25 protein-coding genes and 2 tRNA genes are annotated in these 25,749 nt (G+C 47.1%); 10 read left to right on the top strand and 17 right to left on the bottom strand.

The features are described from left to right. Positions 1-5: 5 nt before the first annotated feature. From cobC to cbiB, 6 genes are read right to left on the bottom strand one after another with little or no spacing between them, the layout of a single operon-like run. Positions 6-539 carry an alpha-ribazole phosphatase gene (gene cobC, locus ACW6QF_RS01790; protein WP_456086588.1) on the bottom strand — a complete coding sequence of 178 codons (534 nt, stop codon included), beginning with the start codon at positions 537-539 and terminating at the stop codon, positions 6-8. A 13-nt stretch (positions 540-552) separates the two neighbouring features. Next, entirely contained in the window at positions 553-1,305 is a 753-nt protein-coding gene (locus tag ACW6QF_RS01785; protein ID WP_456086587.1) for an adenosylcobinamide-GDP ribazoletransferase, read from the bottom strand. A 44-nt stretch (positions 1,306-1,349) separates the two neighbouring features. Further along, complete coding sequence (cobT, locus tag ACW6QF_RS01780) at positions 1,350-2,387, bottom strand: nicotinate-nucleotide--dimethylbenzimidazole phosphoribosyltransferase (protein WP_298550644.1); 1,038 nt, start codon at positions 2,385-2,387, stop codon at positions 1,350-1,352. A gap of 14 nt (positions 2,388-2,401) precedes the next feature. After that, on the bottom strand, positions 2,402-2,917 hold the full coding sequence (locus tag ACW6QF_RS01775; RefSeq protein WP_298550642.1) for a bifunctional adenosylcobinamide kinase/adenosylcobinamide-phosphate guanylyltransferase: 516 nt from the start codon (positions 2,915-2,917) through the stop codon (positions 2,402-2,404). 4 nt (positions 2,918-2,921) lie between these two features. Beyond that, positions 2,922-3,527, bottom strand: a complete 606-nt coding sequence (locus ACW6QF_RS01770) for a S4 domain-containing protein (RefSeq protein ID WP_456086586.1) — start codon at positions 3,525-3,527, stop codon at positions 2,922-2,924. A 15-nt stretch (positions 3,528-3,542) separates the two neighbouring features. Then, entirely contained in the window at positions 3,543-4,496 is a 954-nt protein-coding gene (gene cbiB, locus ACW6QF_RS01765; RefSeq protein ID WP_456086585.1) for an adenosylcobinamide-phosphate synthase CbiB, read from the bottom strand. A 303-nt stretch (positions 4,497-4,799) separates the two neighbouring features. Between cbiB and ACW6QF_RS01760 the strand changes: the two genes are divergently transcribed. From ACW6QF_RS01760 to ACW6QF_RS01730, 7 genes are all read left to right on the top strand, one after another. Further along, positions 4,800-6,683, top strand: a complete 1,884-nt coding sequence (locus tag ACW6QF_RS01760) for an ABC-F family ATP-binding cassette domain-containing protein (protein ID WP_456086584.1) — start codon at positions 4,800-4,802, stop codon at positions 6,681-6,683. Positions 6,684-6,688: 5 nt separating this feature from the next. Further along, entirely contained in the window at positions 6,689-7,864 is a 1,176-nt protein-coding gene (locus ACW6QF_RS01755) for an MFS transporter (protein WP_456086583.1), read from the top strand. 7 nt (positions 7,865-7,871) lie between these two features. Next, positions 7,872-8,402, top strand: a complete 531-nt coding sequence (locus ACW6QF_RS01750) for a methylated-DNA--[protein]-cysteine S-methyltransferase (protein WP_456086582.1) — start codon at positions 7,872-7,874, stop codon at positions 8,400-8,402. Between the two features lie 433 nt (positions 8,403-8,835). Further along, the gene (locus tag ACW6QF_RS01745) at positions 8,836-9,192 is read left to right on the top strand and encodes a hypothetical protein (protein ID WP_298550631.1); all 357 of its coding nucleotides are present in this window, start codon (positions 8,836-8,838) and stop codon (positions 9,190-9,192) included. Between the two features lie 135 nt (positions 9,193-9,327). After that, positions 9,328-10,227 (top strand): YitT family protein, encoded by a 900-nt coding sequence (locus ACW6QF_RS01740; RefSeq protein WP_456086581.1) that lies wholly within the window; start codon positions 9,328-9,330, stop codon positions 10,225-10,227. Between the two features lie 134 nt (positions 10,228-10,361). Continuing rightward, a complete protein-coding gene (locus tag ACW6QF_RS01735; RefSeq protein WP_298550629.1) occupies positions 10,362-11,561 on the top strand; it encodes a pyridoxal phosphate-dependent aminotransferase in 1,200 nt (399 codons plus the stop codon). A gap of 17 nt (positions 11,562-11,578) precedes the next feature. Beyond that, on the top strand, positions 11,579-12,823 hold the full coding sequence (locus ACW6QF_RS01730) for an ABC transporter permease (RefSeq protein ID WP_456086580.1): 1,245 nt from the start codon (positions 11,579-11,581) through the stop codon (positions 12,821-12,823). Positions 12,824-12,851: 28 nt separating this feature from the next. Here the strand turns inward: ACW6QF_RS01730 and ACW6QF_RS01725 are convergent, their stop codons facing one another. Beyond that, positions 12,852-14,030, bottom strand: coding sequence for a glycosyltransferase (locus tag ACW6QF_RS01725; RefSeq protein WP_298550627.1), 1,179 nt, complete (start codon positions 14,028-14,030; stop codon positions 12,852-12,854). A gap of 38 nt (positions 14,031-14,068) precedes the next feature. Then, the gene (locus ACW6QF_RS01720) at positions 14,069-16,072 is read right to left on the bottom strand and encodes an ATP-binding protein (RefSeq protein ID WP_456086579.1); all 2,004 of its coding nucleotides are present in this window, start codon (positions 16,070-16,072) and stop codon (positions 14,069-14,071) included. 154 nt (positions 16,073-16,226) lie between these two features. Between ACW6QF_RS01720 and ACW6QF_RS01715 the strand changes: the two genes are divergently transcribed. Next, a complete protein-coding gene (locus tag ACW6QF_RS01715; protein WP_456086578.1) occupies positions 16,227-16,472 on the top strand; it encodes a DUF6261 family protein in 246 nt (81 codons plus the stop codon). A 97-nt stretch (positions 16,473-16,569) separates the two neighbouring features. Here ACW6QF_RS01715 and ACW6QF_RS01710 read toward each other — a convergent pair whose 3' ends face one another. From ACW6QF_RS01710 to hisH, 9 genes are all read right to left on the bottom strand, one after another. Next, complete coding sequence (locus ACW6QF_RS01710; protein ID WP_456086577.1) at positions 16,570-17,166, bottom strand: outer membrane beta-barrel protein; 597 nt, start codon at positions 17,164-17,166, stop codon at positions 16,570-16,572. Positions 17,167-17,170: 4 nt separating this feature from the next. Then, positions 17,171-18,523, bottom strand: a complete 1,353-nt coding sequence (locus ACW6QF_RS01705) for a C10 family peptidase (protein WP_456086576.1) — start codon at positions 18,521-18,523, stop codon at positions 17,171-17,173. A gap of 157 nt (positions 18,524-18,680) precedes the next feature. Beyond that, positions 18,681-19,838: a diaminopimelate decarboxylase gene (lysA, locus tag ACW6QF_RS01700; protein ID WP_456086575.1), complete on the bottom strand. Its 1,158-nt coding sequence runs from the start codon at positions 19,836-19,838 to the stop codon at positions 18,681-18,683. Positions 19,839-19,955: 117 nt separating this feature from the next. Next, entirely contained in the window at positions 19,956-21,269 is a 1,314-nt protein-coding gene (locus ACW6QF_RS01695) for an aspartate kinase (RefSeq protein ID WP_298550617.1), read from the bottom strand. A 64-nt stretch (positions 21,270-21,333) separates the two neighbouring features. Continuing rightward, positions 21,334-22,011, bottom strand: coding sequence for a cell division ATP-binding protein FtsE (locus ACW6QF_RS01690; RefSeq protein WP_456086574.1), 678 nt, complete (start codon positions 22,009-22,011; stop codon positions 21,334-21,336). 5 nt (positions 22,012-22,016) lie between these two features. Continuing rightward, positions 22,017-22,613, bottom strand: a complete 597-nt coding sequence (hisIE, locus tag ACW6QF_RS01685; protein ID WP_456086573.1) for a bifunctional phosphoribosyl-AMP cyclohydrolase/phosphoribosyl-ATP diphosphatase HisIE — start codon at positions 22,611-22,613, stop codon at positions 22,017-22,019. A 177-nt stretch (positions 22,614-22,790) separates the two neighbouring features. Further along, the gene (gene hisF, locus ACW6QF_RS01680; protein WP_456086572.1) at positions 22,791-23,546 is read right to left on the bottom strand and encodes an imidazole glycerol phosphate synthase subunit HisF; all 756 of its coding nucleotides are present in this window, start codon (positions 23,544-23,546) and stop codon (positions 22,791-22,793) included. Positions 23,547-23,565: 19 nt separating this feature from the next. Further along, positions 23,566-24,285 (bottom strand): 1-(5-phosphoribosyl)-5-[(5-phosphoribosylamino)methylideneamino]imidazole-4-carboxamide isomerase, encoded by a 720-nt coding sequence (gene hisA, locus ACW6QF_RS01675; RefSeq protein WP_298550609.1) that lies wholly within the window; start codon positions 24,283-24,285, stop codon positions 23,566-23,568. Between the two features lie 6 nt (positions 24,286-24,291). After that, positions 24,292-24,882: an imidazole glycerol phosphate synthase subunit HisH gene (hisH, locus tag ACW6QF_RS01670; protein WP_456086571.1), complete on the bottom strand. Its 591-nt coding sequence runs from the start codon at positions 24,880-24,882 to the stop codon at positions 24,292-24,294. 625 nt (positions 24,883-25,507) lie between these two features. Between hisH and ACW6QF_RS01665 the strand changes: the two genes are divergently transcribed. Both ACW6QF_RS01665 and ACW6QF_RS01660 read left to right on the top strand, forming a co-directional pair. Further along, positions 25,508-25,581 (top strand) — tRNA-Asp (locus ACW6QF_RS01665). Positions 25,582-25,595: 14 nt separating this feature from the next. Next, positions 25,596-25,669: transfer RNA gene (locus ACW6QF_RS01660), tRNA-Asp, on the top strand. Positions 25,670-25,749 lie beyond the last annotated feature (80 nt).

Here is a 25,749-nt window from a genome sequence, read left to right as displayed (position 1 = left end):
GGAATTTAATCCAGCTCCAACTTGATAACCGTCCCGTATGAAGGAACATTTTTGAATGCGTCTTTCAGGTCATACTCTCCGGCATAGACGCGGGCACAGGTTAAGACCCCGCCATGTGCGAAGAGACATACTTTCTGAAAGCCGCTTTTCCTTATTTCATTTAGGAAATGACTGACACGGTTGTATTGATCTTGCAGGGATTCGCCTGATGGAGCCGGAACATTGATCCAGTCGTCGAACCAGGCTCCCGACCGGGGATCGGAGGATAGTTCGTCCCAAGATTTCATCTCCCATTCCCCAAAGCTGATTTCTTTAATACGGTCTTCCTTTTCTGCATCCGGGTAGCCGCAATAGTCTGCGAGGCGGACACAGCGTGTAAGCGGGCTGCTCCACACCTTGTCGAATGTATGGCCGGATAAGGCCTCTTTTACGATTTTGGCTTCATCCTCGAATGAAGGGCGAAGCGGAACGTCGGTTTGTCCGTATGCATAGCCGGCGGGAACGTCGACGGAAGTATGCCTGACCAGATAAATTTCCATGTTATAATGCGATTTATATGATTGTTGTATAAATAACGGCTATTCCCAGATAGAAACTCAGTTCACAAAGCAAAAATGTTGCTCCGCAGCAGTCACCTGTATAACCTTGTATTTTCTTTTTCATCAGAGAGGTGAGAGAATAGAAGACAAGAACAGGCAGTAGACCTGCCAGAAAATAAATGGGTTCCGGTAGCCAGAACATCGGAATAAGGGCGGAGAAAAGGCAAAATGTATATTCACCTGTTGTCATCCGGCTGTAGACCGTTTTGTTTTTAGCCTCTTCTTCCTTACGTGCATAGGGAAGCCTGTTGATGATCATTCCGGCGACTCCTTTGGAAAAAGGATCGCCTGCCAGTATCGCACTTCCGGCGAGAGCCAGCGGCAGGCTATTTAACAGCGTATATAACAGCGCAAAATAAAGAATCAATCCGATCACTCCGTAACTTCCTATATGTGAATCCTTCATAATTGAAAGAATGCGTTCGCGAGAGGTTCCTCCTCCGAAGCCGTCGAAAAAATCGGCAAGTCCGTCTTCGTGCAGGCAACCGGTTATCAGCAGGCGGGTGACGATTGCCAATAGTACGGCAACACTTGCCGGAAGTGCCAGTGAGGCTGCGTAAAGCACGATCACGGAAAGCCCGGCAGTGAGCCAGCCGACTAACGCCCAGCGGCTGACTACATTCTTGAAATATTCCGAAGGAACTTCAGCCAGTCGCCAGAATGGTAGCCGGGTGAAAAATATAAAGGCGGCAAGGATACGGAGCATGGGGAAATTAAAAATTATGAATTAAAAATTAAGAAATAAAGGAATTAGAAATATTTGGTGATGGAGGCTTGCCGGAAGCTGTGCATCTCGTTGATCATGCGGACTGCCGAGTCAACAATCGGATAGGCACATACGGAACCGGAACCTTCACCCAGGCGTAAGCCGAGATGTAACAGCGGCTTGGCTTGTAAGATATCCAGTACGCGTTTGTGTCCAGCCTCGTCCCCGCAGTGCCCGAATATGCAGTATGGAATCATGTCCGGATACAGGCGTGAAGCAGCCAGTACGCAGTTCGTCATAATAAAGCCATCCACCAGAACAACCATCTTCAACTCGGCGGCACGGAGCATGCCTCCTACAGCCATCACCATCTCGTAGCCGCCGAAATAGCGGATCACGTCCAACGGGCTGTTATCTCCCTTGTAGTTGTCGAGTGCCTTTTTTAAGACATTATATTTATGTTTGATTCCTTCGTTATCCAAGCCGCTTCCGGCGCCTACGCAATCGATCAGTGGGATTCCTGTCAGGCAAGTCATCCACATGCTCGACGCAGCGGTGTTTCCGATTCCCATCTCACCAAAACTGATCACGTTGCACCCTTTGTCGTAGCAATCCGTGACAATCTCGGCGCCGTATTGGATGGCCAATTCCATTTCATCCTGCGTCATGGCCGCTTCATGCAGGAAGTTGCGGGTTCCTTTCCTGATTTTCCGGTCGATCAACTCCGGGATGGCAGGGAAATCGAAATCCACACCACCGTCGACAATCTTGATTTCGAAGCCGTGCTGGCGTGAAAGGAAACAGACGCCTGCTCCCCCGTTCAGGAAGTTATGTATGACCTGACGTGTTACTTCTTTGGGAGATTTGCTGACTCCTTCGTCGGCGATCCCGTGGTCGGATGCGTATATTACGTTAACCGGATGATGAAGTGCCGGGGATAATGTCTGCTGGATCAGACCGATTTGAAGGGCTATTTCTTCAAGCGTACCCAGTGATCCTTTGGGTTTTGTCAGATTATCGATTTTGTCCTGCAGGGCTGTGGCGATAGCGATGTCAGGTTTTTGAATATTGAAAGAGATCATTGTATAGTGTTTTATTATTTAACTTTCATGGGAATACCGCTCACCATGAGGACAACTTCGTCGGCATGGGATGCGATGTATTGGTTAAGCCAACCTTGCAGGTCTGTGAACCGGCGTTGCACCGCATCGGGAGAAACGCCACCCAACCCGATTTCGTTTGTGACGAAGATCAGATAGGCATCCTGCTCTGTAAATCTATTGAATTCATCTTTTAACTCGGCTAACGAACGATTCGTGTCGCCTTCATTGTCGAAGAAAAAGTTCGTGCCCCAGAGGGTGACACAATCGATGACGACGACACGCCCGTTCAGATCGTGTCTGCTCAGGTATTTTTCTTCCTCGATATTCGTCCATTCCGGTCCCCGGTCGGCTTGGTGGCGAACCACACGCTCGCGAAACTCATCGTCCCAAACACGTGATGTCGCCAGGTAAACCGGATTAGCGGTCAGTGACAAAGCGAGCTTTTGCGCATATCCGCTTTTCCCGGAACGTTGACCGCCTGTCACTAAAACGATATGCTTTTTTTTCATTGTCTTATTCTCCTTTCGGTTTATTGCGGGCTGCAGCGCGTTTAGCCTTGTTGAGCGGGTTGTTCTTACTTGTCTTGCGCAACGCTGCCGATTTCGGGGAAGAAGCCAGACGCTGTGCGACGGCCGACCGTCCTAATGATTTGCCGAATTTGGGCCGTAGAGCTTCTTTCAGCATCTCTTTTTCGATATCGGTTGCCTTTGTCTCTTTTTTTGTGCTTTCCCCGTTGCGAGCGGCATGACGGGCAGCAGCATATTTATTGTATTTTACATATTTACCGGGGCGCAGGCCTTTTGAGCCGGTTGTTGGAGAGGCTGCTTTCTTTTCGGAAGCCGTTGCAGCCTGCGGTTTCTCTTTTTTTGCTTTATTCTTCTGTTCGCCGAATACCAGTTCCTGAGCTTTGCCACGTGCGACGGAAGCATGTTCGGACGTATGCTTTCCTACTTTAACCTGTATATCATCCAACATGACGATATCGGCTTCGGTTACTTTCTGCCCGACATGAGGCAGGCTGCCGTTTACGGTGACACGTCCTTCTTCGATGAATTTGTCCGCTTCCCTGCGTGAACAAAGGCCGGAATCACTGATGAGTTTATTTAATCTTACTTCCATTCTGTGCGTATTTATTTAGTGGATAATTATTGATATTAAACAAACAATAAGCCCCATGGCAAGTTCGGCATTACTGTTTATTTTGATAGCAATTAACATGTCTTCTGTTGTGAAAGTCCGTTCGTTAGTCCCGATATAAGGCTTTTCCACCGGCTTCCCGAAATAGTCGTGGGTTCCACCGAAACGGCAGTTCAATATGGCGGCAAGGGCGGATTCCGGGTAGCCTGAATTCGGGCTGGCATGAGCCGGGCCGAAACGCTTTACGAAATCCATTTTGTTCAAGTTGCCGGAGACAGCCAGCATCAACCATGCAGTCAACCGGGCTGGGATATAATTGGCAAGATCGTCGAGCCTTGCGGCAATCTGTCCGAATTCGAGATAGTGCTCGTTTTTATAGCCGATCATCGAATCGAGCGTGTTCACCATCTTATAAGCCATCATGCCGGGAAGTCCGAGCAGGGCAAACCAAAACATGGGAGCGACCACCCCGTCGCTCAGGTTTTCCGCAAGCGTTTCGAGAGCGGCAGCCCGTATCTCTTGCGGGGAAAGGCGGGAAGTGTCACGGCCAACGATCCGTCCGACCTGTTTGCGTCCTTCTTCCGTGCTGCGGTCCACAGCCTCGAAAACGGCTTTTACTTCTTTGGCCAGCGTTTTTCCCGCCAGGCAGTAAAAGACGCCTATCCCGACCAGGATCGAAGCGACCAGCGGGTAAAAGTACTCGGCAAGCACCAATATACGTTCGCAAAGCAAATAAGTTCCGGTAACCAATACGAGCGCCATGACACCTCCTTTGACAGCCCGGTCATTCCCTTTGTTCAGCGTCTTTTCTCCTAAGGAAATCACTTTGCCGAAGCCCACAACCGGATGTGGCCATCCCTCAGGATCACCCAACAGGCGGTCCGCCAGCCATCCACCGATGAACGGGAGGGCTTTTGCCATATAAAATGATTGATGAAACCAATAATACATAATAGTGGCAAAGATAAAAATATAATTTCAGTTATGGAATTCATTGTCTACATTCCTCATGATTTATCGGGCTGAAATCGTAGCGGGGTCTGCATGTCGTGATGTGTTTGCTGCCGGGTAATCGTTTGCCGACATTCGTCGGCAGGCCTGTTGACAATTGTCGGCAGGTTTGCTCACAACTGTCGGCAGGCTTGTCGACAATTGTCGACAGGCAACCGCTCCAGCATGAATATACGAAATAATCCCGTTCATTGTACCTAATCTTTTGTATCTTTGTCCTGCATTTAAAGCAGATATGAATATATGATAAGCTATTTACAAATAGACAAGTTGACTAAGAGTTTTGGGGATTTGGTTTTGTTCGAAGAGATCACTTTTGGAATCGCGCAAGGGCAAAAGGTCGGGTTGATAGCCAAGAATGGAACGGGGAAAACGACTTTACTGAATATTATAGCCGGAAAAGAGGATTATGACAGTGGGGCGGTCGTGTTCCGTAATGATCTCCGGGTTGGGTATCTGGAACAGACACCGCACTATCCGGATGGGTTGACCGTGTTGCAGGCTTGTTTCTACTCATCGAACGAGACGGTCCGCTTGATCGCCGAATATGAGCAGGCGATGGCGAGCGGCGACCACTCCAACCTGGAAGATATCTTGCTTCGGATGGACAATCTGAAGGCTTGGGATTACGAACAGCGTGCCAAGCAGATTTTAGGACAGTTGAAGATTCCTAATTTCGACCAGAAAGTGGAAACGCTTTCCGGCGGACAGTTGAAAAGGGTGGCTTTGGCAAACGTGCTCATCACCGATCCTGAATTGATCATCCTCGACGAGCCGACCAACCACCTGGACCTGGAAATGACCGAATGGCTGGAAGGATATCTGTCTCGCGCGAACATTAGTATTTTGATGGTGACGCACGACCGCTATTTTCTGGATCGTGTCTGTAGCGAGATTATCGAGATAGACCGGAAACAGATCTACCAGTATAAAGGAAATTACAGTTATTACCTGGAAAAACGACAGGAGCGTATGGACGCACTGAATGCCGAGGTGGACCGGGCCAGCAATCTGCTTCGTAAGGAACTCGACTGGATGCGCCGTCAGCCGCAGGCACGCGGGACTAAGGCGAAATACCGGATCGACGCTTTCTATGAGCTGGAAAAGAAAGCCAAGCAGCAGCATGACGCCGGAAACGTCAATCTGGATGTAAAGGCTTCGTATATCGGATCGAAGATTTTCGAGGCGGAACATGTCTCGAAAAGTTTCGGTGATTTGAAGATCGTGGAAGATTTCAACTATATATTCGCCCGTTACGAGAAGATGGGGATTGTCGGGAATAACGGAACGGGAAAATCGACTTTTATCAAGATGCTGATGGGAGAAGTGGAGCCTGACAGCGGCCGTTTTGACGTGGGCGAGACAGTCCGGTTCGGGTATTACAGCCAGGACGGCCTCCAGTTCGACGAGCAGATGAAGGTGATCGATGTGGTCCAGGAGATCGCCGAATATGTCGATCTGGGTGACGGGAAGAAGATGGGTGTTTCACAGTTTCTGAATTATTTCCTTTTTGCTCCGGAGAAACAGCATAATTACGTTTACAAGTTGAGCGGGGGAGAGAAACGCCGTTTGTATCTCTGCACGGTCTTGATGCGTAGTCCGAACTTTCTTGTACTCGACGAGCCGACGAACGACCTGGATATCGTCACGCTGAATGTGCTGGAAGAATATCTGCGGAACTTCAAAGGATGTGCGATCGTCGTGTCGCACGACCGCTATTTTATGGATAAGGTGGTCGATCATCTGCTGGTGTTCCGGGGAAATGCCGATATAAAGGATTTTCCGGGCAACTACACGCAATATCGCGAATGGAAAGAGGTGCAGGATCAGTTGGAAAAAGAGGCTGAAGCGGCATGCCTGGCGAAGACGGCTCCCGCCGTGGAGAAAACGCCGCGTCCTGAAAAGGAGCAGAAAAAGAAACTGACTTTCAAGGAACGCAAGGAGTTTGAAGCGCTCGAAGTCGAGATTCCTCAGCTCGAAGCCGAAAAAGCAGAGTTGGAAACGGCTATGAGCAGCGGCTCGTTGAGCAACGACGAGTTGTTGGCCAAATCCGAACGAATCGCAAAAGTAATGGAAGAAATAGACGAAAAAACAATGCGCTGGCTGGAGTTGAGCGAGCTGGCGTGAGTAAAATGGAAGAGCATAAACCTATATTGTGGAACCGGAATTTTGTGCAATGCTGCATTTCCTATTTCCTGATGAACTTCTCTTTTTATATGCTGATGCCGACGATGCCGGTCTATCTGGTGGAAGTTTTAGGAATCGATACGGCGAATGTGGGGATCGCTTTGTCCAGCTATACGATCGGCTTGCTCTGTGTCCGGCCTTTTTCGGGTTTTTTAGTGGATTGTTTTTCGCGTAAGCCGTTGTACCTTTTCGCTTTTTTTGTTTTTGCTTTCATGTTCGGCGGGTATCTGATTGCCACGACCATGCTGACGATTATGACTGTCCGTTTCATTCAGGGGGGCTTTATGGGGTTGACTTCGGTTGCCGGCAATACGATTGCGATCGATGTGATCCCTTCTTCCCGGCGTGGTGAGGGGATGGGATTTTACGGTCTGACGATCAACTTGGCGATGTCGCTGGCTCCGTTGGTGGCGGTTGCCATCTATGGGAAAGGCGGGTTTCATCAGGTTGTCTCGATTGGTTGGGTGGCGGCTTTTATCGGGGTCGGTTCTGTTTGCCTGATCCGCTATCCGAAACGGGAAAAGGTTCCGCGGCCGCATTTTTCCCTCGACCGCTTTATCTTGGTGAAGGCGTTGCCCGCTGCGCTCGCTTATATCCTGGTTGCTATTCCTTATGGGATGATTACCTCTTTTGTCGTTTTGTACGGAAAGGAAATCGAAGTGGCCGATCCGGGCTATTTCTTTATTTATATGGCGATAGGAGTGGGAACGTCGCGCCTGATCTCCGGCAGGCTGGTCGATCACGGGAAAATCCATTGGGTGTCGGTCTGTTCTTCGGTCTGCTTGTTGGTGACGTTTACCGTGTTTGCGACTGTCCACCAGCCTTGGGTTTTCTTTGCCTGCGCCTTGATGATCGGCATCGGCTACGGAGTGGGGGTTCCGGCTTTTCAATGCCTCTTTGTCAATGTCGCTCCGCATAATATGCGCGGTACGGCTACCTCTACTTATCTGACCTCTTTTGATTTGGGGGTCGGCATCGGGATGCTTTCGGCCGGTTTTATCGCTTCCTGTGCCGGGTTGGCTGTGGCCTATGGAGTGGGAGCCGGTTGTTGCCTGGCTTCACTTGGCGTTTATCTGCGTTGGGTGAGGCCATCGTATGAGAAGCATAAATTATTAGTATAAGTTGATTATGAGGAAAGAGAAAAATGGTATTAAAGTACAACGTTACGAATCGCCTTGCGGTTTGTTGTTACTCGGTTCGTTTGGTGACAAACTTTGCTTATGTGACTGGCAGGTGGAAAAACATCGTGATCATGTAGACCGGCGGTTGAAACGGATGCTGTGTGCCGAATTCGAGATTGGCACATCGGAAGTAATCGAGAAAGCTGCAAGGCAACTCGACGAGTTTTTTGCCGGAAAGCGTAAAGAGTTCGACGTGCCGCTTCTTTTCGTTGGCACGGACTTTCAAAAAGCAGTATGGAGCGAACTGTTGAAAATACCTTTTGGAAAGACGGTTTCTTATGGCGAAATGGCCCAGCGTATCGGTATGCCTAAAGCTGTCCGTGCGGTTGCCAATGCCAATGGCGCAAATTCCATGTCGATATTCGCGCCCTGCCACCGGGTGATCGGCAGTGACCGTTCGCTGACAGGTTACGGCGGCGGGCTTCCGGCTAAAAAGTTCTTGCTTGAATTGGAATCCCAACCTAAGCTGGCTCTGTAAATCGAAGGTCGTCCGGTTTGCAAGTAGCCATGATGGAATTTCCGATATCCATCCGGTTTTACCGGAGTGGTTGGTGGGACAGTCTTGTTCGGTATCGGGAAATGCGAATTCAGGGTGATCAAGGAATAGGAACCGGATGCAAAGGCGCAATAAATGGAGTAAACAGACTTTGATAGATTATGCTTATACGCTTATCGATTTGATCTATTAGTAGAGAAAACGGTGTCTTATTTATAATAAATGTTTCATTTGCGACTCAAAAAGATTTCCTAATTGTTAAATAGTATCCAATTTGTCAATTGTTAACAATATTTGAATATACCTAAGAACAATGTTGTAAAACATGTTGTTATATTTGCAGTAACAAAAAGAAAAAAAAGGAAGGGGTAAATGGCCCCTGTGTTTAGGTTTAACAATTTAATGTTTAGGTATTATGAGACGTTTAGGTATGGCTGTAGCAGCCGTTTTATTATGTGCAACAATGGGTTTTGCACGCGAGAACCGTAACAATGTGAGTAAAGAACCGTTTGCTATTAACTTTGAAAAATTGAGCAACTATTTGCAGTTGTCTTCTAACCAAGCCAATGAAGTAGCAAACATCAACGAGTATTTTCTGGATATGCAGGGAGAAAGTCTCCGGGCAAGTGAAAAAATGCGTGACAAAAAGATGCGTCAGGCTGTTTATGGAAATCTGAAGTTGATGAAGAAGGTTCTGACGCCGGAACAGTATCGCAAATATTTGGTTCTGTTGAATGTGACAAATAATAATAACCGCACTTTGAATTTCTAATGATTCAATCCGGATCAGGTTATTTTTGATAGTAGAAGAGATTGTGTGCTTTATGTGTGCAATCTCTTCTTTTTTATCTATCTTTGCGCTGTTTTTAACAAATAACAAACAACACATAAATCGAACAACGCAAACATGGAACAACCGCTTAAACTGGTTTCTAATGCCACGCTGAAAAGAAATGCAGCAGACTACACTTTGATTGTCATCGGTGCTTTTTTACAAGCACTTAGTTATGTTCTCTTCTTAGCTCCTTACAAGGTCGTCCCGGGAGGAGTCTATGGTATTTCGATCGTATTGCACTATGTCACAAAAGGACTTTTCTCTTTTATGCCCGACGGTTTGCCGATGGGTGCTACGGCTCTTTGTTTTAACATCCCGCTGATGATTTTGGCGATGAAAAAGATTGGATTGGCGTCAGGTCCCAAAACAATTGTGACGTTTGTGCTGATTTCCGTTTTTACAGACTCTTTGTCTTATTTGCTGGGTAACCAGCCTCTGGTGGAAAACGATAGCTTTATCGCTTGTTTTTACGGGGGAGCCATATTGGGTATCGGTGTGACTTGCGTGTTCCGTGCGCAGAGTACCAGTGCGGGAACGGATGTTCTGGCCCGTGTGATTGCGAATAATTCGAATCTGAAAGTCAGCAATATGATTATTTTGTTAGATTCGGCTATCGTGATGTTGGGATTGATTGTTTTCCGGGATTGGGCGGTTCCTTTGTATTCCTGGTTTGCTATTTTTGTGTACGGGAAGATTGTAGAGATGTTCCAGACGGAGAATCCGAACCGGGCGGTCTTTATCGTATCGAGAAAAACACAAGAGATAAAAGATCTGATTGTCGGAAAGATGGGGATGCGCGGCACTTTCCTGCATGGCCGTGGTATGTATGAGGGCAAGGAGAAAGAAATCATCTTTACCATTGCCGAGCGTAAAGACCTGCCCCGCCTGAAAGATGAGGTGAAGGAGATCGACCCGAATGCCTTTATCTCGACTATGCATGCAAGTAAGGATTCGCCGCGTCCGGGAATTTAGGCAATTGAAAATTGAGAATTGAAAATGAAAACTGCCGTAAAGGCGACAAAGTGAAACTAATTTTCAATTTTCAATTTTCAATTCTCAATTATTTCCTATCTTTGCCACACCTATAAAAATAACAGTAAAAAGTAATGCCTAATATTTCACAACGAGGAGCCGATATGCCGGCTTCCCCCATTCGGAAACTTGCCCCGTTGGCTGATGCTGCCAAACAGAGAGGTGTTCATGTCTATCATTTGAATATCGGTCAGCCTGACCTGCCTACCCCGCAAGCGGCATTGGATGCGATCCGGACGATCGATCGGTCGGTGTTGGAATACAGTCCCAGCCAGGGATATCGTAGTTATCGTGAAAAGTTAGTGGGATACTATAAGAAGTATGATATAAATCTGACGGCAGATGACATCATCATTACGACAGGTGGCTCGGAAGCCGTATTGTTTGCTTTCCTCAGTTGCTTGAATCCGGGTGATGAAATTATCGTGCCCGAACCGGCCTATGCCAACTACATGGCCTTTGCCATTTCGGCAGGGGCGGTGATCCGTACGGTGACGACGACGATCGAGGAAGGTTTTTCCCTTCCTAAAGTGGAGAAGTTCGAAGAGCTGATCAACGAGCGTACCAAAGCGATCCTGATCTGTAATCCCAATAATCCGACCGGGTATTTATATTCCCGTCGTGAAATGAACCAGATACGGGATATCGTGAAGAAATATGATCTTTATCTTTTCTCGGATGAGGTGTACCGTGAGTTCATTTACACTGGTTCGCCCTATATCTCGGCCTGCCATCTGGAAGGGATCGAGCAGAATGTAGTGCTGATCGACTCCGTTTCCAAGCGCTATTCGGAATGCGGTATCCGTATCGGCGCCTTGATCACGAAGAATGCCGAAGTCCGCAATGCCGTTATGAAGTTTTGCCAGGCCCGTCTGAGTCCGCCTTTGATCGGCCAGATTGCTGCCGAGGCTTCTTTGGATGCTTCCGAAGAATATGCCCGTGAGACGTATGATGAATATGTCGAACGGCGTAAATGTTTGATCGACGGCTTGAATCGTATTCCTGGCGTATATTCTCCGATTCCGATGGGGGCTTTCTATACGGTAGCCAAGTTGCCGGTAGATGATGCCGAAAAGTTTTGTGCCTGGTGCCTGAGCGATTTCGAATATGAAGGGCAGACGGTCATGATGGCTCCGGCTTCCGGTTTCTATACGACTCCGGGACTGGGGAAGAATGAAGTCCGTATGGCTTACGTCTTGAAAAAAGAAGACCTGGCGAAAGCGCTCGTAGTGCTTCGGAAGGCACTGGAGACCTATCCGGGAAAAACAGTGTAAATGAATTGTCAATTGTTTTGAGCGTAGAGTACTTTATAGCAAAACGCATCTATTTCAGCAAAGAGGGGGACCGTCAGGCTACTCCTCCCGTTGTTCGTATTGCTATGGTCGGAATAGCCTTAGGACTGGCTGTCATGATTCTTTCGGTGGCTATAGTCATAGGTTTTAAGAAGGAGATCCGGAACAAGGTGATCGGTTTCGGCTCCCATATCCAGATCACGAACTTTGATAATAATGCTTCCTACGAATCGACTCCGATTGCGGTAAGCGACACGCTGCTGGATCACCTGAAGGCTTTTCCGGGCATTACGCATGTGGAGGCTTTTGCCACGAAGCCGGGAATCCTGAAAACAGATACCGATTTTCAAGGGATTGTCCTGAAAGGCGTGGATGAGAACTACGACTGGACTTTCTTCCGCAATAATCTGAAAGAGGGCGAACTGTTTACCCTTCCTGCCGATAAGGCGTCTACGGATGTGTTGATCTCAAGCTATCTGGCAAATTTGTTGGGACTGAAAGTGGGGGATTCCTTTTTGACTTATTTTGTGCAGGATGAAGTACGTGCCCGTAAATTCCGTATAACGGGTATTTATGAGACAGGCTTTGTCGATTATGACAAGCTGTTTGTGATAGCCGATATCCGCCAGATACGCCGCCTGAACGGTTGGGCGCCTGACGAGGTGAGTGGCTTGGAATTGCAGGTGAGTGATTATGACCGGCTGGACCGGATTGCCGAAGATTTGTATTTCGATATTGCAGAAAAGCAGGACCGGAATGGCAACACTTATTATACACGTTCCATCAAAGAACTGAATCCGATGATATTCGACTGGTTGGAAGTGCAGGATATCAACGTGGTGGTGATCTTGGTACTGATCCTTGCCGTCGCCGGCTTCACCATGATTTCGGGGCTGTTGATCATTATCCTGGAACGAACGAACATGATCGGCATATTGAAAGCTCTGGGTGAAAATAATGCCAGTATCCGTAAAATATTCCTTTATATCTCCTTTTTCCTGATTGGCAAAGGGATGATTTGGGGCAATGTGATCGGAATCGTACTTTGTCTCGTCCAATCTTGTTTCCGTGTCGTAAAGCTCGATCCGTCTGTTTATTACTTAGATGCGGTTCCTATCGACCTCACCGTCTTTTCTATCGTTTTACTGAACATCGGTACATTGGCTGCCGCCATGTTAATGATGCTCGGACCTTCCTACCTGATCACCAAAATCCATCCGGCAAAAAGCATCCGGTTCGAGTAATCATGTACCAATTGGTTAATGTGCCCGATCAAGCATTATTCGTAAAATCTTTTTTCCCGTTGAACATCCTGTAAATGCGGACATATATGTCATAGGCCGGTTGGGCGATTTCCAGCAGGGGGAGCCAGGCGGTCAACGGTTTTTGTTGCAGGAGCAGCGCTGATTTTTTATAGACGAACGCTTTGATCGTGAGGCGAAGTAGCAAAAGCAATCCGGCTGATATCGAGAGCAGCCAGTTACCCGAAAGCCCGGCAATGATGGCGGCAATCGTCGCAATCGCGAAGAGCAGATAACTGAGGGTCTCCATCCGGTAAAAAGCCAAAGAGTGTCCTTTGTAAAAATGCTCGGTAACGGCGCGTGAGGCTTTCATCTCTCTCCAGGCTCCGATGTCTTCTATTCGGTTCATCTCAATGATGGAATTGGGTGAAAATTGCACCAGCGTATTGGTGGAATCCGATACTTCGTTGATGAACAGGTTGTCCGCCCCGGCGTGAAGGTTGAGTGATTTGGAGTAACCTTTGTGGGCGAAGAACAGTTTCTTGCGATAGGAAAGATTCCGGCCGTTTCCCGTGAAAGGATGGTGGGAGAGGGCGGAAGATATCATTTGCAAACCATTCGTCAGGTTATCATAAGCAATGAGTTTGTTCAGGAACCCTTTTGTATGGCGGTAGGCGCAAAAGCCTAAAATGATATCCGTTTCGGGGTGGTATGAATCGGCCATCGCCTCGATCCATTTCGGACCGAGCGGGCGGCAGTCTGCTTCGGTGAAAAGGAGGGTATCATGACGGGCTGCCTTGATTCCCATTGTGAGGGCGAGTTTCTTATGGCTCAGGTATTGAGTGTCTACAGGCACGTATGTGTAGTAGAGATTCTTGTATTCGTTTGAGAATAGTTTGAGGACATCCTCGCTGTCGGCATCGGAGCCGTCGTTGACGACGATCACTTCATAGTCCGGATAATCCTGGTTCAGAAAAGCCGGCAGGTTCTGCCGCAAATCCTCTGGGTCCCCGTGTGCATAGATAATGACGGAGACAGGTTCCGATTCCCGGTTTGCCGTAACCCGTCCCGTGCTTTCGACCGTCTTTGCCGCGCGTAGCGGACGTGCATATGTGACCAAATAGTAAAGCAATTGAATGAGAAACAGTCCTCCGGTCATTCCGGCAAGACACATTTCAATGTTTGAGAATACCAATACGTTTTCGCTCATCGATTTTTTTATTTTCGAATGTGCAAAGGTACGGAGATTTATTTGCTTTCGCCAGCTTTCGGGCATTGTTGAGGGATAACAATGGAGAAACGGCTACCTTTTCCCACTTCGGACTGGACTTCTATATGTCCGCCGAAATATTCGGCGATTACTTTGCAAATAGACAATCCTAACCCGGTGCCTTTCGCGTACTCGTCCAACTTGGAGAAGCGGTTAAAGATGGTCTCCTGCTTCTCTTTAGGGATTCCTATGCCGGTATCTTCCACAAAGATGCAGATTTGCTCCTGTTCCATAGGCTTGAATCCGACTTTGATGTATCCGTTTTTGGTGAATTTGATGGCATTGTTGATAAAGTTATTGATTACCTGCATAAGCCGGTGCTTATCTGTGGACAGCAATATGTCTTTTTCCGGCAGTTCGGTGAGCAGTTTTACATTTTCCGGCATCAAGATATGGTAAGTCTGATAGATTTCCATCATTAATTCTTTCAATGGGAACTCTGTAAATACGAAAGTCATTCGTCCTGATTCGATACGGGACAGATCCAGTATGTCGTTGATCAGGTTGAGCAACAGGTCGCTGTTGATGTTGACCAGTTCGATGAAACGTTCTTTTTCTTCTTGATCAATCTCTATGTCGGAATTCAGAATGTTTGAAAATCCTACGATCGCATTCAGCGGGGTGCGGATCTCATGGCTCATATTGGCCAGAAACGCAGATTTCAAACGGTCGGATTCCAAAGCTCTCAATAAAGCCGCCTCCAATTCTTGGTTTTTAACGAACAACTGGGCTTGTGCGGTCTCCTTGTGTGCCTGTTCTTTCAACCACATGCGCCATAGATAGAGGGTGATGGTGCAAATAAGAATGAATATAATACTTGTGGAGATGGTAAGAGGCTGTTTGTATAGTTCATAGAACGGTACATTCACGAGACGGACGTAAGGAGGTATTTTCTCCAACGGGAAGTTAGCCGCCTTTATGGCATGCCATACCATAATGTATTCTTTGCTATGTTCTTTGAAGGGTATTTGCCTGGCTGGAGTCCCTCGCAAAATGAGGGAAGCCGTTTCTGCTTGTTCCTTTGCCTGTATTTCTACGGAAGTGAGATACCCTCCGATATATCGGTTGTTTTTCGGGAAAAATTCATATTGGACAGACTCGTTGTAAGCGGTGAGGGCCGGATAATCGACTTGTTGGCACATCGCGTCGGAAAGGTAATCTCGATTGATTTCCAAATAGGCAAAACCTGTTCCACGGATGAAAGCGCTTAATATGTGTGCGCTGGGCAAATTGCGGTACGGGATTGTAAAGACATACCCGATCGATTCGGGATCGGCATCGTCAGACGAATTGGCTCCGTCTGCAGTAATTTCCCGAAGTCTTTTCATGTAGTTGAAGGTTTGTTCGTCGACTAATTCCGGATGGCTCATGAGATATGTATTCCAGCGGATCAACTCGATGTGGGGGGCCGTCTTGATTTGTGCCAAAAGATCGTGCAATGTTTTTTCGCCCATTGGAGTGTCGACGCAATCGACCTTGATTTTTAACTGGCCGAAAAGGTCGTGCATAAATTCGATGTTTTTAATGAAATCGTGTTTGTCTTGCCATCCTGTTATGTTGGGAAAATCTTTTAACCGTTCCCAGTCCGGGTAACTTATGCCCGCGAAAACGACGGGCAGCTGTTTCGCAAGAGGATGTCCGCAAGACAGGAGGTAATCGAGCGCATCGTTGTCGTTGACCAGAAGGATGTCCGGCTTTATTTTTTTGATCGAGTCGAGAAACTGGTACATCCGTTCATTCATTTTTTGATTTTGATCTACCTGAGAATCCAAATAGAAAGGATAAATGTCCGCGTCTATCTTTTGTTTGTGGAACGTTTTTTCGAGTATTTCGTTAAATAGCGGATAGGTATCCTTCCCCTTTTCGTAGGAATGGATCAGGGCGATCTTCTTTTTATCATCGGAAATGTTTTTGCATCCGGTGATAAAAGGTACTGAAAGTATTAGAAGTAAGTAGATCGAATATTTTAAAAAAGGCTTCATCTGTATAGCTTATTGATTTGCAAATATAATTCAAAAACTATATATTCCCTTTATATTACGATCAATAGTTTGTTAAGTTTTTGAATTTAGATAACACGATCGTCAGCAGTTTGACGGGCATTTTGACCCGGTTATCAAGGCTGTCGGTATTCACATGGACCCGTTGGTCGCTGCTTTCCGGGGAGGGCAGACGCGTGCGTATGACGACCAGACGGGGATGACGAACCACTTCCTGCAGGAATTGCAGTCGGACAAGTATAAGGATGATGTGGAAAAACTGAACCTTTCCGGCTGGATCGATGCCTTGAAAAAGGCGAACGACCTATGCGCCTCGGAGCTGGAAAGGGTGGCAGCACAGGTTCCGGCGACATCACGCCCACTCCTCCTTCGGAGGCGGTGAAGAGGAGCGTCCCGGCGAATTGTAAACCCGGCGTTCTGAAAAAGAAAAAGCGGAGATGGCAGGATCTCCGCTTTTTTTATGGATAAAGATGCAAATCCTATTTCTTCCCGCATAGCTTAAACAGCTTGCAAAGGTCGTAACCGGCGGTGAGCTGGAAGACGCGGTTCTTGTCGGAAATGTTTTCCCTGTCTACATTGGAAGTTACTCCTGCGTTATAATTGAACGCCAGATCCAGCCCGAAGTCGAAACGATAACCAAGCCCTATAACGATGGAGATTCCTGCTTTTCGGTAGGAATTTGTACCAAAAGAACTTGTAGGGATATAAGGAGAATGCCTGTTTGGGAATATCTCCAATTGGGGGCCTGCAAAGATGTTCAATCCTTTCAGGAGGTAGGGCATGTATAGCTTGGCCTTCAAGGGGATTAGCAGGCATTTGTCTTTTCGGGAAGCATTACCGTGGGATTCTAAAGGATATTTCATGCCTTGTTTGGTGAACAGAAGATCCAGTTCGGTAGCAAAGTTGCTTATCCTGTATTCTCCGAAAATACCTCCGACGAAGTGGTTACAGTAGTCAAAACCTTCGGCTCTGTTGGAAAAACCGATACCGAGGCGAGGACCTACTGACCATTGATGTTGCGCCATCGCACCATTTAGGGAAAGAAAAGCGATGAGAGTAAAGATGATCTTTTTCATGTTTTTAATTTTTAGGTTTAATATTAGTCATTTCCAGATTATTCCTATAATCGAAAGTATTATAGGAGTAGAAGCTACCACTTGTGTACCAGCCATCGGAGAAACCACCCCATCCCCAATTGCAATGAACTGAAAGTGGTCCTGATTCTTCTCGTTTTTCAACGTAAATGCGCCATATATCGTAGCCATCATCTTTTTCATATTTGTCATAAGTCTTGTAGGAACTTCGACGACGGCAGTCAATGATCCAAGTGTGGCCACTGTCCGGGTTATAACCGGAAACCATTACAGGAAGTACCATTTGTTCAGGCTTGTATGAACTATAATAGGAAGTTTGGTATCTATTGTTGTTTAAGAATTGGTTCGCACTTTTGTGAGAGATGCCAGTTCCATTGGCGTCAACGTCTTTGTTTTGAATCTCGTCAAATATTGATTTGATACAATCTTGCAACTTTTCTTCATAACATTGCGATGTTTGGGTAAAACGTTTCCAATCAGCAGTAGTAATATTTTTGTAACCGATTTTGTAGTGTCCCATTATTTGTACAAAAGCAATTAATGTACATCCGGCATATGCTTTTTGTGTTGCACTGACATAAGGGAGTTTGTTGTTATATGGAGATGTCTGCTTCCATTGGGTAGTCAATATCGTCCCATATTCAGTTCCGGCATCACCTATTGTCTCTTCTCCCATATATTCATAATCCGGATCAGGAAGAAACCCTTGTTGCATATATAAATAATGGATCGGTCCGTCATCAATCCAACCGCTTTTGGTAGAAGCAAGACGTTCCGATACTGCGTTATACAAGGAGTCTGTGTTAAAACTCTCTATTTTGTCTTTAATGTAATAAGGCAATCCTTCACAAAACATTTTTAGCCCTTCATTATAAGCCGTATCATTAAGGGAGCCATATTCGGAAAAGGCAAAAACCTCTTCAATGCGACGGTCTGCGGAAACCATGGAAAAGCCCTCTTTTCCTTCTGTGATAAATTCTACTACGTAGTATCCGGGGACTTCATCTGTTGAACTTTTGGTTTGCATTGTTGGTAAAGAGACTTTTTTGCATGACTTGATGATACTGTTATTTCCTGATTTAGTGAGTGCATCTTTCATATATCTCTGACGCACCATTTCGATGGCCTCGCTTTCCGGTATGGTGAAGCTTCCCGTTTTTTTGATCTTGATGGCGTTGGCTTCATCTACGGACATTTTGAGTGTGATCTCCTTTGCCTCTTTTCCTGATAGATTCTCTTGTATGTCCTCATTGGAACAAGAGAAGGATAAACATGACAAGAGTAGAATAAAGATCACTGTACAACCTGAATTTAGGGGATTGTTTACATGTGTTTTCATACGCAGTAATTTATAGTACTAAACTTAGGAAAAAATAATGAATACAAACATAAGGTTTTAAATAGAAAGATCCTAATATTGTGTAAAAAATAAAATCCAATCATCTTATTTTAACAAAGAAGATTGGATTTTACATATACATTCGGTTTTCAGCCTTTTACAACCTGTCCGAATAATAAGCCGCCGGCAGTTTCCGGCAGTTATATTGCGAGGCCATCACTTCGCCGTAAGCGCCGGCGGAGCGGAGGGCGATCAGGTCGCCGCGATGGGCGCGGTTCAGTTCGATATCTTTGCCGAAGACGTCGGACGATTCGCAGATCGGACCGACAACGTCATAAGCTTCAACTTCTTCGTTGCTGGTGATATTCTCCATGCGGTGGTATGCGTCGTACATGGCCGGGCGGATCAGTTCGGTGAAACCGGCGTCCAGGATGCAGAATTTCTTCGTCTCGCCGACTTTTACATACAGCACTTTGGAGATCAGCGAACCGCATTGTGCGACGATGGAACGTCCCGGCTCGAAATGAACCTGCTGGCCGGGGCGGAGTTGCAACAGTTTGTTGAATACGGCAAAATAGTTGTCGAAAGCAGGGATCGGCAAATGGTTCGGGTGATAATAATCGATGCCGAGGCCGCCGCCGAAGTTCAGATTCTCGACTTCCAGTCCACGCGCTTCCAATTCTTCCTGAATTTCATTGACACGGATTACCAGGCCACGGAAAGCGGCCATATCTGTAATCTGTGAACCGATATGGCAATGGATGCCGATCAGTTTGACATGTTCGAGACGGCTGACCAAGTCTAACACCTGTCCGAGCTGGCTCAGGTTGATGCCGAATTTGTTCTCTTTCATGCCGGTCGTGATCTTGGCATGTGTATGCGCGTCTACTTCCGGGTTGATGCGGAGGGCGATCGAGGCCACTTTGTTCTTGGCGGCAGCCAGTTCGTCCAGGATTTCCAGTTCGGCTGCCGATTCTACGTTGAAGCAGAAGATATCGTTGTCCAGTCCTAAATTGATCTCCCAGTCCGCTTTGCCGACACCGGCGTAAACGATTTTGCCGGCAGGGAAACCGGCATCGAGTGCCGCTTGTATCTCACCGCCGCTCACACAGTCGGCTCCCAAGCCGTATTCTGCAATGACTGACAAGATACGGGGATTGGCGTTCGCCTTGATTGCATAGTGGACATGATAGCCATACTTTCCGGCTTCCGTTTTCACCATATCGAGCGTTTCCTTCAGCAGCTCGATGTTATAATAATAGAAAGGCGTTGTCAGCGCCTTGAATTTGTCTGTTGGAAATGTTCCTTTGAGCATATATGATAATTAGTATATAAAATTGGCACGGATTACACGGATTTCACTGTTTTCTGAGTTTGCTCAAACTGCGTAATCCGTGTAATCCGTGCCTGAAATTTTCTTATGGAATTACTGTTAGTTGTTGAATAAGTGATCGCTTAACGCTTGCAGCGCCCTTGTCTTGTCGGAGGCTTTCACAAGGAGCGAGACGTTGTAGTTGCTGCCCCCGTACGAGATCATTCGTACCGGCACGTCCTTCATCGCCTGGACGATGCGGGCTTCGAAACCGACGTTGTCCCATTCCAAGTCGCCGACTACGCAAACGATGACCATATCTTCGTCCACCGTAACCGTTCCGTATTTTTTCAGGTCGTCGACGATCTCTTCCAAATGCTTGCGGTTGTCGATCGTAACGGAAACGCCTACTTCGGAAGTCGTTACCATGTCGATCGGAGTCTGGTAGTTTTCGAATATTTCGAACACCTTGCGCAGGAAGCCGGTAGCCAACAGCATACGGCCGCTCTTGATCTTGATGGAAGTGATATTGTCTTTTGCGGCGACAGCTTTGATCTTTCCTTTTTCCGTCATGTTGGAGATCATGGTGCCCGGAGCTTCCGGCTGCATCGTGTTCAACAAACGGACTGGGATATTGTTCAGCTTGGCCGGCAGGATGCAGGTCGGGTGGAGGATCTTGGCTCCGAAGTAAGCCAGCTCGGCTGCTTCTTCAAAGTGCAGGTGGCGGACCGGCGATGTCTTTTCAACGATGCGCGGATCGTTGTTGTGCATACCGTCGATGTCTGTCCAGATCTGGATTTCTTCGGCGCCGATAGCCGCACCGATCAGGGATGCGCTGTAGTCGCTGCCGCCACGTTGCAGGTTGTCGATCTCGCCGTAGGCATTGCGGCAGATGTAACCTTGTGTGATGAAAAGGTCTGCATCCTTGTGTTCGTCCAGCAACTTGACAAGCTTTTCCTTAATATACACGGGATCCGGTTCTGCGTTCTTGTCCGTGCGCATATAATCCAGTGCCGGGATCAGAACGGAGTTTACGCCGCATTCGTTCAGATAGAGGTTCATCATGCCGGTAGAGATCAGTTCGCCCTGTGCCAGGACAACCTTTTCTTCGAACAGCGTGAAAAGATCCTTCGTGAACGTGCGGATATGATCGAAATGATGTTTTATCAGTTCTTTGGCTTTCTGTTTGTATTCGTCTGTGCTGTAGAGTTCTTCAATATGGCCGTAATATTTCTGCGCCAGTTTATTGATGACCTCGTTTGCTCCGTCAGGGTTTTTCTTGTACAAGTAATCCGAGATTTCAACCAATGAATTGGTCGTACCGGACATGGCAGACAAGACTACAATGTTACGTTCTCCCGTAATCAGTTTTGCTACACCTTTCATTCTCTGTGCAGATCCCACAGAAGTACCGCCAAACTTTAAAACTTTCATTTTCTTTTACTATATTAATTTGTTCTTCTTCGCTTTAAATGCGTGTGCAAAGTTACATAAAAAATTATTCTCCAACATCACTTAGGCAGGCATTCTCACATTTTACTATACGCGCGGGATAATTATGTACCAGCGTGTAGTTGTGAGTCGTCATGACGACAGCCGTTCCTTTGCGGCAAATGTCGTGCAGGAGCTGTACGATTTGTCCGCTTGTCTCCGGGTCCAGGTTCCCGGTCGGTTCGTCTGCAAGGATCAATACCGGGTCGTTCAACAGGGCGCGGGCGATCACGATGCGCTGCTGTTCGCCGCCCGAAAGCTCGTGCGGCATCTTATAGCCTTTATCCTGCATTCCGACCTGAAACAGCACGTTGCCGATGCGTTCGTTTATCTCGCTTTTCTTTTTCCATCCGGTAGCCTTCAGGACGAATTCGAGATTCTTGTATGCCGAGCGATCGGTCAGAAGCTGGAAATCCTGAAAGACAATGCCTAATTTCCTGCGCAAGTAGGGGATGTCTTTCCGTTTCATCTTGCAGAGGTTATAGTCTAACAGCCATGCCTCCCCTTGGTTGATGGGGATTTCGCAGTACAAGGATTTCAACAGGCTGCTCTTTCCGGAACCGACTTTTCCGATCACATACACAAATTCTCCGTTGTGGAGCGTAAAGGAGGCTTCGTGAAGGATGACGTTCTCATCACGGCAGATTTCCACTTTATCCAGTTTGAGCAGGGTTGTCTCTTCCATTGCTATCAGGCTTTATGTCTGCTTTTTAATTCGCGTGCGAGGTCTTCGATGCGAAGTCCTTTGCTTGTCAATAATACGATCAGGTGGTAGATCATGTCGGCAGCTTCGTAAACGAGGCGTTCGTCTGTCCCGTTGGTGGCTTCGATAACTGTTTCGACGGCTTCTTCGCCCACCTTCTGTGCCATGCGGTTGATGCCTTTCTGGAACAGGGTGGTGGTGTAGGAACCTTCCGGCATTTCCTGGCGGCGCTGTTCGATGAAGTTCTGCAAATATTTGAGGAACATGATGTCTTCCACATTCTTTTCGCCGAAACAAGTGTCGGCGCCGGTATGGCATACGGGACCGGCGGGAATAGCCTTGATCAGCAGTGTGTCGTTGTCGCAATCGGCGGCGATGGTGATGACCTGCAGGGTGTTTCCGCTGGTTTCGCCTTTCATCCAGATACGGTTTTTCGTACGGCTGAAGAAGGTCACTTTACCGGTTGCTTTTGTCTCTTCGTAAGCTTCTTCGTTCATGAAGCCCAACATCAATACCTTGTTTGTGTTGTAGTCCTGAACGATGGCGGGAATCAGGCCGCCCATTTTTTCAAAATCTAATTTCATTTTTTTATCTGACTATTATATTGTTCTTAATTCATCCGTATGCGTCTCTTGGTCCTTCGGTATCTGTTTCCGGTTTCATAGGCATGAAACAAAAGTTTCACTTGCATGGAACGGAAGTTTCACCTGCATGAAACAAAAGTTTCTTTTAAAGGAAACGGTAGCTCTCTGCCGTGGGCATCAGAGGCGGACGTTGATCCCTTCTTCGTGGAGATACTGTTTCAAAGCTCCTATGCCGATTTCCCCGAAATGGAACACGCTTGCCGCCAGAGCTGCGTCTGCTTTTCCGAGAGCAAAAGTGTCGCGGAAGTGCTCCATTTTCCCGGCTCCCCCCGAAGCGATGACCGGAATGTGGAGGTTGCCGGCCAGCGTAGCCAACGCTTCGTTGGCGTAGCCGTCTTTCACGCCGTCGTGTGTCATGCTGGTAAACAGGATTTCTCCGGCTCCCAGGCTTTCAGCTTCTGCCGCCCACTGGAAGAGACGTTTTTCCGTCGGAATGCGTCCGCCGTTCAAGTAGCATATCCAGTCGCCCGTTTCGAAATTGGCATCGATGGCGACCACACATACCTGGCTGCCGAAGTTCTTGGCAATCTCTTCGATCAGTTTCGGATTGCGCAGGGCTGCCGAGTTGATGGAAACCTTATCGGCTCCGGCGCTCAGCAGGCGGTCCACATCTTGCAGTTCGTTGATGCCGCCGCCGACCGTGAAAGGAATGCTGATATTGGCCGCGACCTTTTTGACCAGTTCCGTAAATGTCTTACGTCCTTCGTGCGAAGCGGTTATATCCAGATATACCAATTCGTCTGCTCCCTCCCGGCTGTATTGTGCGCCCAGTTCGACCGGATCGCCGGCATCGCGGAAGTTTACGAAATTGATTCCCTTAACGGTTTTTCCATCTTTTATGTCCAAACAGGGTACTATTCTCTTGGCAAGCATATATCATCATTGTTTTTTATCAGGTGAAGCGGATCAAATCTTTCAACTGTATCTTCCCTTCGTAAATCGCTTTACCGAAGATGACAGCCGGAATACCCGCTTCAGCCAGTTTTTCAATATCTTGTATGGAACTGACACCTCCGCTGGCTATCAGGTAAAGCAGAGGTATTTGTTCCTGTATCTCCTTATATAATCCGATGGCAGGCCCTTGCAGCATGCCGTCGCGACTGATGTCCGTGCAGATTGTCTTCGTGATTCCTTTGTCGTGATAATTCCGGACGAAAGGGATCAGCTCTTTGTCTGTCGTCTCTTCCCATCCGCTTATCGCGATCTTTTTATCTTTGGCATCTGCTCCGAGGATGATTTTCTCCGGACCGAACCTGGTGATCCAGGAGGTGAACGCCTCCGGGTTCTTCACGGCGATGCTTCCGCCCGTAACCATCTGCGCACCGCTTTCGAAAGCGATTTCCAGATCTCCTTCCTGTTTCAGCCCGCCTCCGAAATCGATGATCAATGACGTGCGTGTCGCCAGTCGCTCTAACGTGCGGTAGTTGATGATCCGTCCTTGACGTGCTCCGTCCAGGTCTACCACATGCAGGCGGCGGATGCCGTGATCTTCAAACATCTTGGCTACTTCCAGGGGGTCTTCGTTATACACTTTCTTGGTGTCGTAATCGCCCTGGGTGAGTCGCACGCATTTCCCGTCGATCATATCTATTGCCGGAATCAACTCTATCATATCACCTTATAGTTTTAAAAAGTTACTTAATATGACCTCGCCGATCGAACCGCTTTTTTCCGGGTGGAACTGTGTCGCATAGAAATTGCCTTTATGCAGGGAAGCGCTGAACGGAAGGATATATTCGGTTGTCGCGGCGGTGTATTCGTTTACGGGTACATAATAACTATGTACGAAATAAACAAACTTGTTCTCCAATTGCTTGCCGAACAGTCCGCCTTTGACATCCGTAATCGTGTTCCATCCCATGTGCGGGACTTTATCCGTATGTTGTTGCGGGATGAAACGTTTTACTTCCGTATCGAAAATGCCCAGGCAATCCGCGTCTCCTTCTTCCGAATGGCGGCACATCAGTTGCATGCCGAGGCAAATCCCTAAAACCGGTTGCTTCAATCCTTTGATAAGGGCATCCAGTTTATGCTCTTTCAGGTGTTCCATGGTGGTCTGCGCTTCACCGACACCCGGAAAGATTACTTTGTCCGCTTTACATAACAGTTCCGGATCTGCTGTGATCGTTGCCTCGACTCCTAATCTCTTCAGTGCGTAACTCACAGAATAAATATTTCCGGCATTGTATTTGATAATGGCGACATCCATTGTTGCTTCCTTTTTTATATTGAGCTGCAAAACTAACAAATTATCATGACATATAGATGTCTGCTTTATGAAAAGTTGCAGAATAGATGTTATTTGTGATAAACTGGCCGGTTTGCCATTCCGGGCTTATTGTATAGTTTCTTCAAATACCCGCTGGTCCGAATCGAAACAGTAGTGCATGAAATTTGATTTTCTACCCCGTTTATTTCAAATTACCCGCAAGGGTAATATTTTTTAATAAACATGGTTTTTGCCAAAGCGTTGAACATTAATAAAATACGAATATCTGCCATTTAGTGGGGGTTGTTGTATTTTTATCGAGTATGCATCTGCTTGGAATCCGTTCCTTTTTGGCAAAAGCAGGCTTTCCTTGTTTCTGCATTTTTGCCCTGTAAAGACGCTGCAAAGCATAAGGGGCGGAACCACGGGATAATAGTAAGATGGAAAGCAATTGTGCTTTTCAGAATATAAACAAAAAAAGTTCCGATGTAAGATGTTTATTATCAGAGGCGATTGAAAAATAATGAAAAATATATGCATATAACTCTTGCATAATTCAAATAAACCACCTACTTTTGCATCGCAATTCAGAGGAATAGCAGTTCAATAAAATAATGGTTATAATGGTTCGGTAGTTCAGCTGGTTAGAATACATGCCTGTCACGCATGGGGTCGCGGGTTCGAGTCCCGTCCGGACCGCACAATAATATATTGGTGCGTTAGTTCAGCTGGTTAGAATACATGCCTGTCACGCATGGGGTCACGGGTTCGAGTCCCGTACGCACCGCGATAAATATTGAAAATCAATGCTTTATAAAGAAAATACCCGGTTTTACACCTAATAATGTAAAACCGGGTATTTTTTTG

The sequence above is a fragment of the Parabacteroides sp. genome (genome assembly GCF_977054455.1).
The sequence above is the reverse complement of the archived record's forward strand: the minus strand, read 5'-3'. Positions and strand labels throughout refer to the sequence as shown.

Bases quoted from the DNA above. Each gene is read 5' to 3' on its own strand.
- ACW6QF_RS01740 (WP_456086581.1), top strand. From the start codon at position 9,328: ATGGAACAACCGCTTAAACTGGTTTCTAATGCCACGCTGAAAAGAAAT.
- ACW6QF_RS01755 (WP_456086583.1), top strand. From the start codon at position 6,689: ATGGAAGAGCATAAACCTATATTGTGGAACCGGAATTTTGTGCAATGC.
- ACW6QF_RS01770 (WP_456086586.1), bottom strand. From the start codon at position 3,527: ATGGAAGTAAGATTAAATAAACTCATCAGTGATTCCGGCCTTTGTTCA.
- cobT (WP_298550644.1), bottom strand. From the start codon at position 2,387: ATGATCTCTTTCAATATTCAAAAACCTGACATCGCTATCGCCACAGCC.
- lysA (WP_456086575.1), bottom strand. From the start codon at position 19,838: ATGCTCAAAGGAACATTTCCAACAGACAAATTCAAGGCGCTGACAACG.
- ACW6QF_RS01695 (WP_298550617.1), bottom strand. From the start codon at position 21,269: ATGAAAGTTTTAAAGTTTGGCGGTACTTCTGTGGGATCTGCACAGAGA.
- ACW6QF_RS01720 (WP_456086579.1), bottom strand. From the start codon at position 16,072: ATGAAGCCTTTTTTAAAATATTCGATCTACTTACTTCTAATACTTTCA.
- ACW6QF_RS01760 (WP_456086584.1), top strand. From the start codon at position 4,800: ATGATAAGCTATTTACAAATAGACAAGTTGACTAAGAGTTTTGGGGAT.
- ACW6QF_RS01710 (WP_456086577.1), bottom strand. From the start codon at position 17,166: ATGAAAAAGATCATCTTTACTCTCATCGCTTTTCTTTCCCTAAATGGT.
- ACW6QF_RS01705 (WP_456086576.1), bottom strand. From the start codon at position 18,523: ATGAAAACACATGTAAACAATCCCCTAAATTCAGGTTGTACAGTGATC.
- hisA (WP_298550609.1), bottom strand. From the start codon at position 24,285: ATGATAGAGTTGATTCCGGCAATAGATATGATCGACGGGAAATGCGTG.
- hisH (WP_456086571.1), bottom strand. From the start codon at position 24,882: ATGGATGTCGCCATTATCAAATACAATGCCGGAAATATTTATTCTGTG.
- ACW6QF_RS01715 (WP_456086578.1), top strand. From the start codon at position 16,227: ATGGACCCGTTGGTCGCTGCTTTCCGGGGAGGGCAGACGCGTGCGTAT.
- ACW6QF_RS01725 (WP_298550627.1), bottom strand. From the start codon at position 14,030: ATGAGCGAAAACGTATTGGTATTCTCAAACATTGAAATGTGTCTTGCC.
- hisF (WP_456086572.1), bottom strand. From the start codon at position 23,546: ATGCTTGCCAAGAGAATAGTACCCTGTTTGGACATAAAAGATGGAAAA.
- ACW6QF_RS01785 (WP_456086587.1), bottom strand. From the start codon at position 1,305: ATGCTCCGTATCCTTGCCGCCTTTATATTTTTCACCCGGCTACCATTC.
- ACW6QF_RS01735 (WP_298550629.1), top strand. From the start codon at position 10,362: ATGCCTAATATTTCACAACGAGGAGCCGATATGCCGGCTTCCCCCATT.
- hisIE (WP_456086573.1), bottom strand. From the start codon at position 22,613: ATGAAATTAGATTTTGAAAAAATGGGCGGCCTGATTCCCGCCATCGTT.
- ACW6QF_RS01745 (WP_298550631.1), top strand. From the start codon at position 8,836: ATGAGACGTTTAGGTATGGCTGTAGCAGCCGTTTTATTATGTGCAACA.
- cobC (WP_456086588.1), bottom strand. From the start codon at position 539: ATGGAAATTTATCTGGTCAGGCATACTTCCGTCGACGTTCCCGCCGGC.
- ACW6QF_RS01775 (WP_298550642.1), bottom strand. From the start codon at position 2,917: ATGAAAAAAAAGCATATCGTTTTAGTGACAGGCGGTCAACGTTCCGGG.
- cbiB (WP_456086585.1), bottom strand. From the start codon at position 4,496: ATGTATTATTGGTTTCATCAATCATTTTATATGGCAAAAGCCCTCCCG.
- ACW6QF_RS01690 (WP_456086574.1), bottom strand. From the start codon at position 22,011: ATGGAAGAGACAACCCTGCTCAAACTGGATAAAGTGGAAATCTGCCGT.
- ACW6QF_RS01750 (WP_456086582.1), top strand. From the start codon at position 7,872: ATGAGGAAAGAGAAAAATGGTATTAAAGTACAACGTTACGAATCGCCT.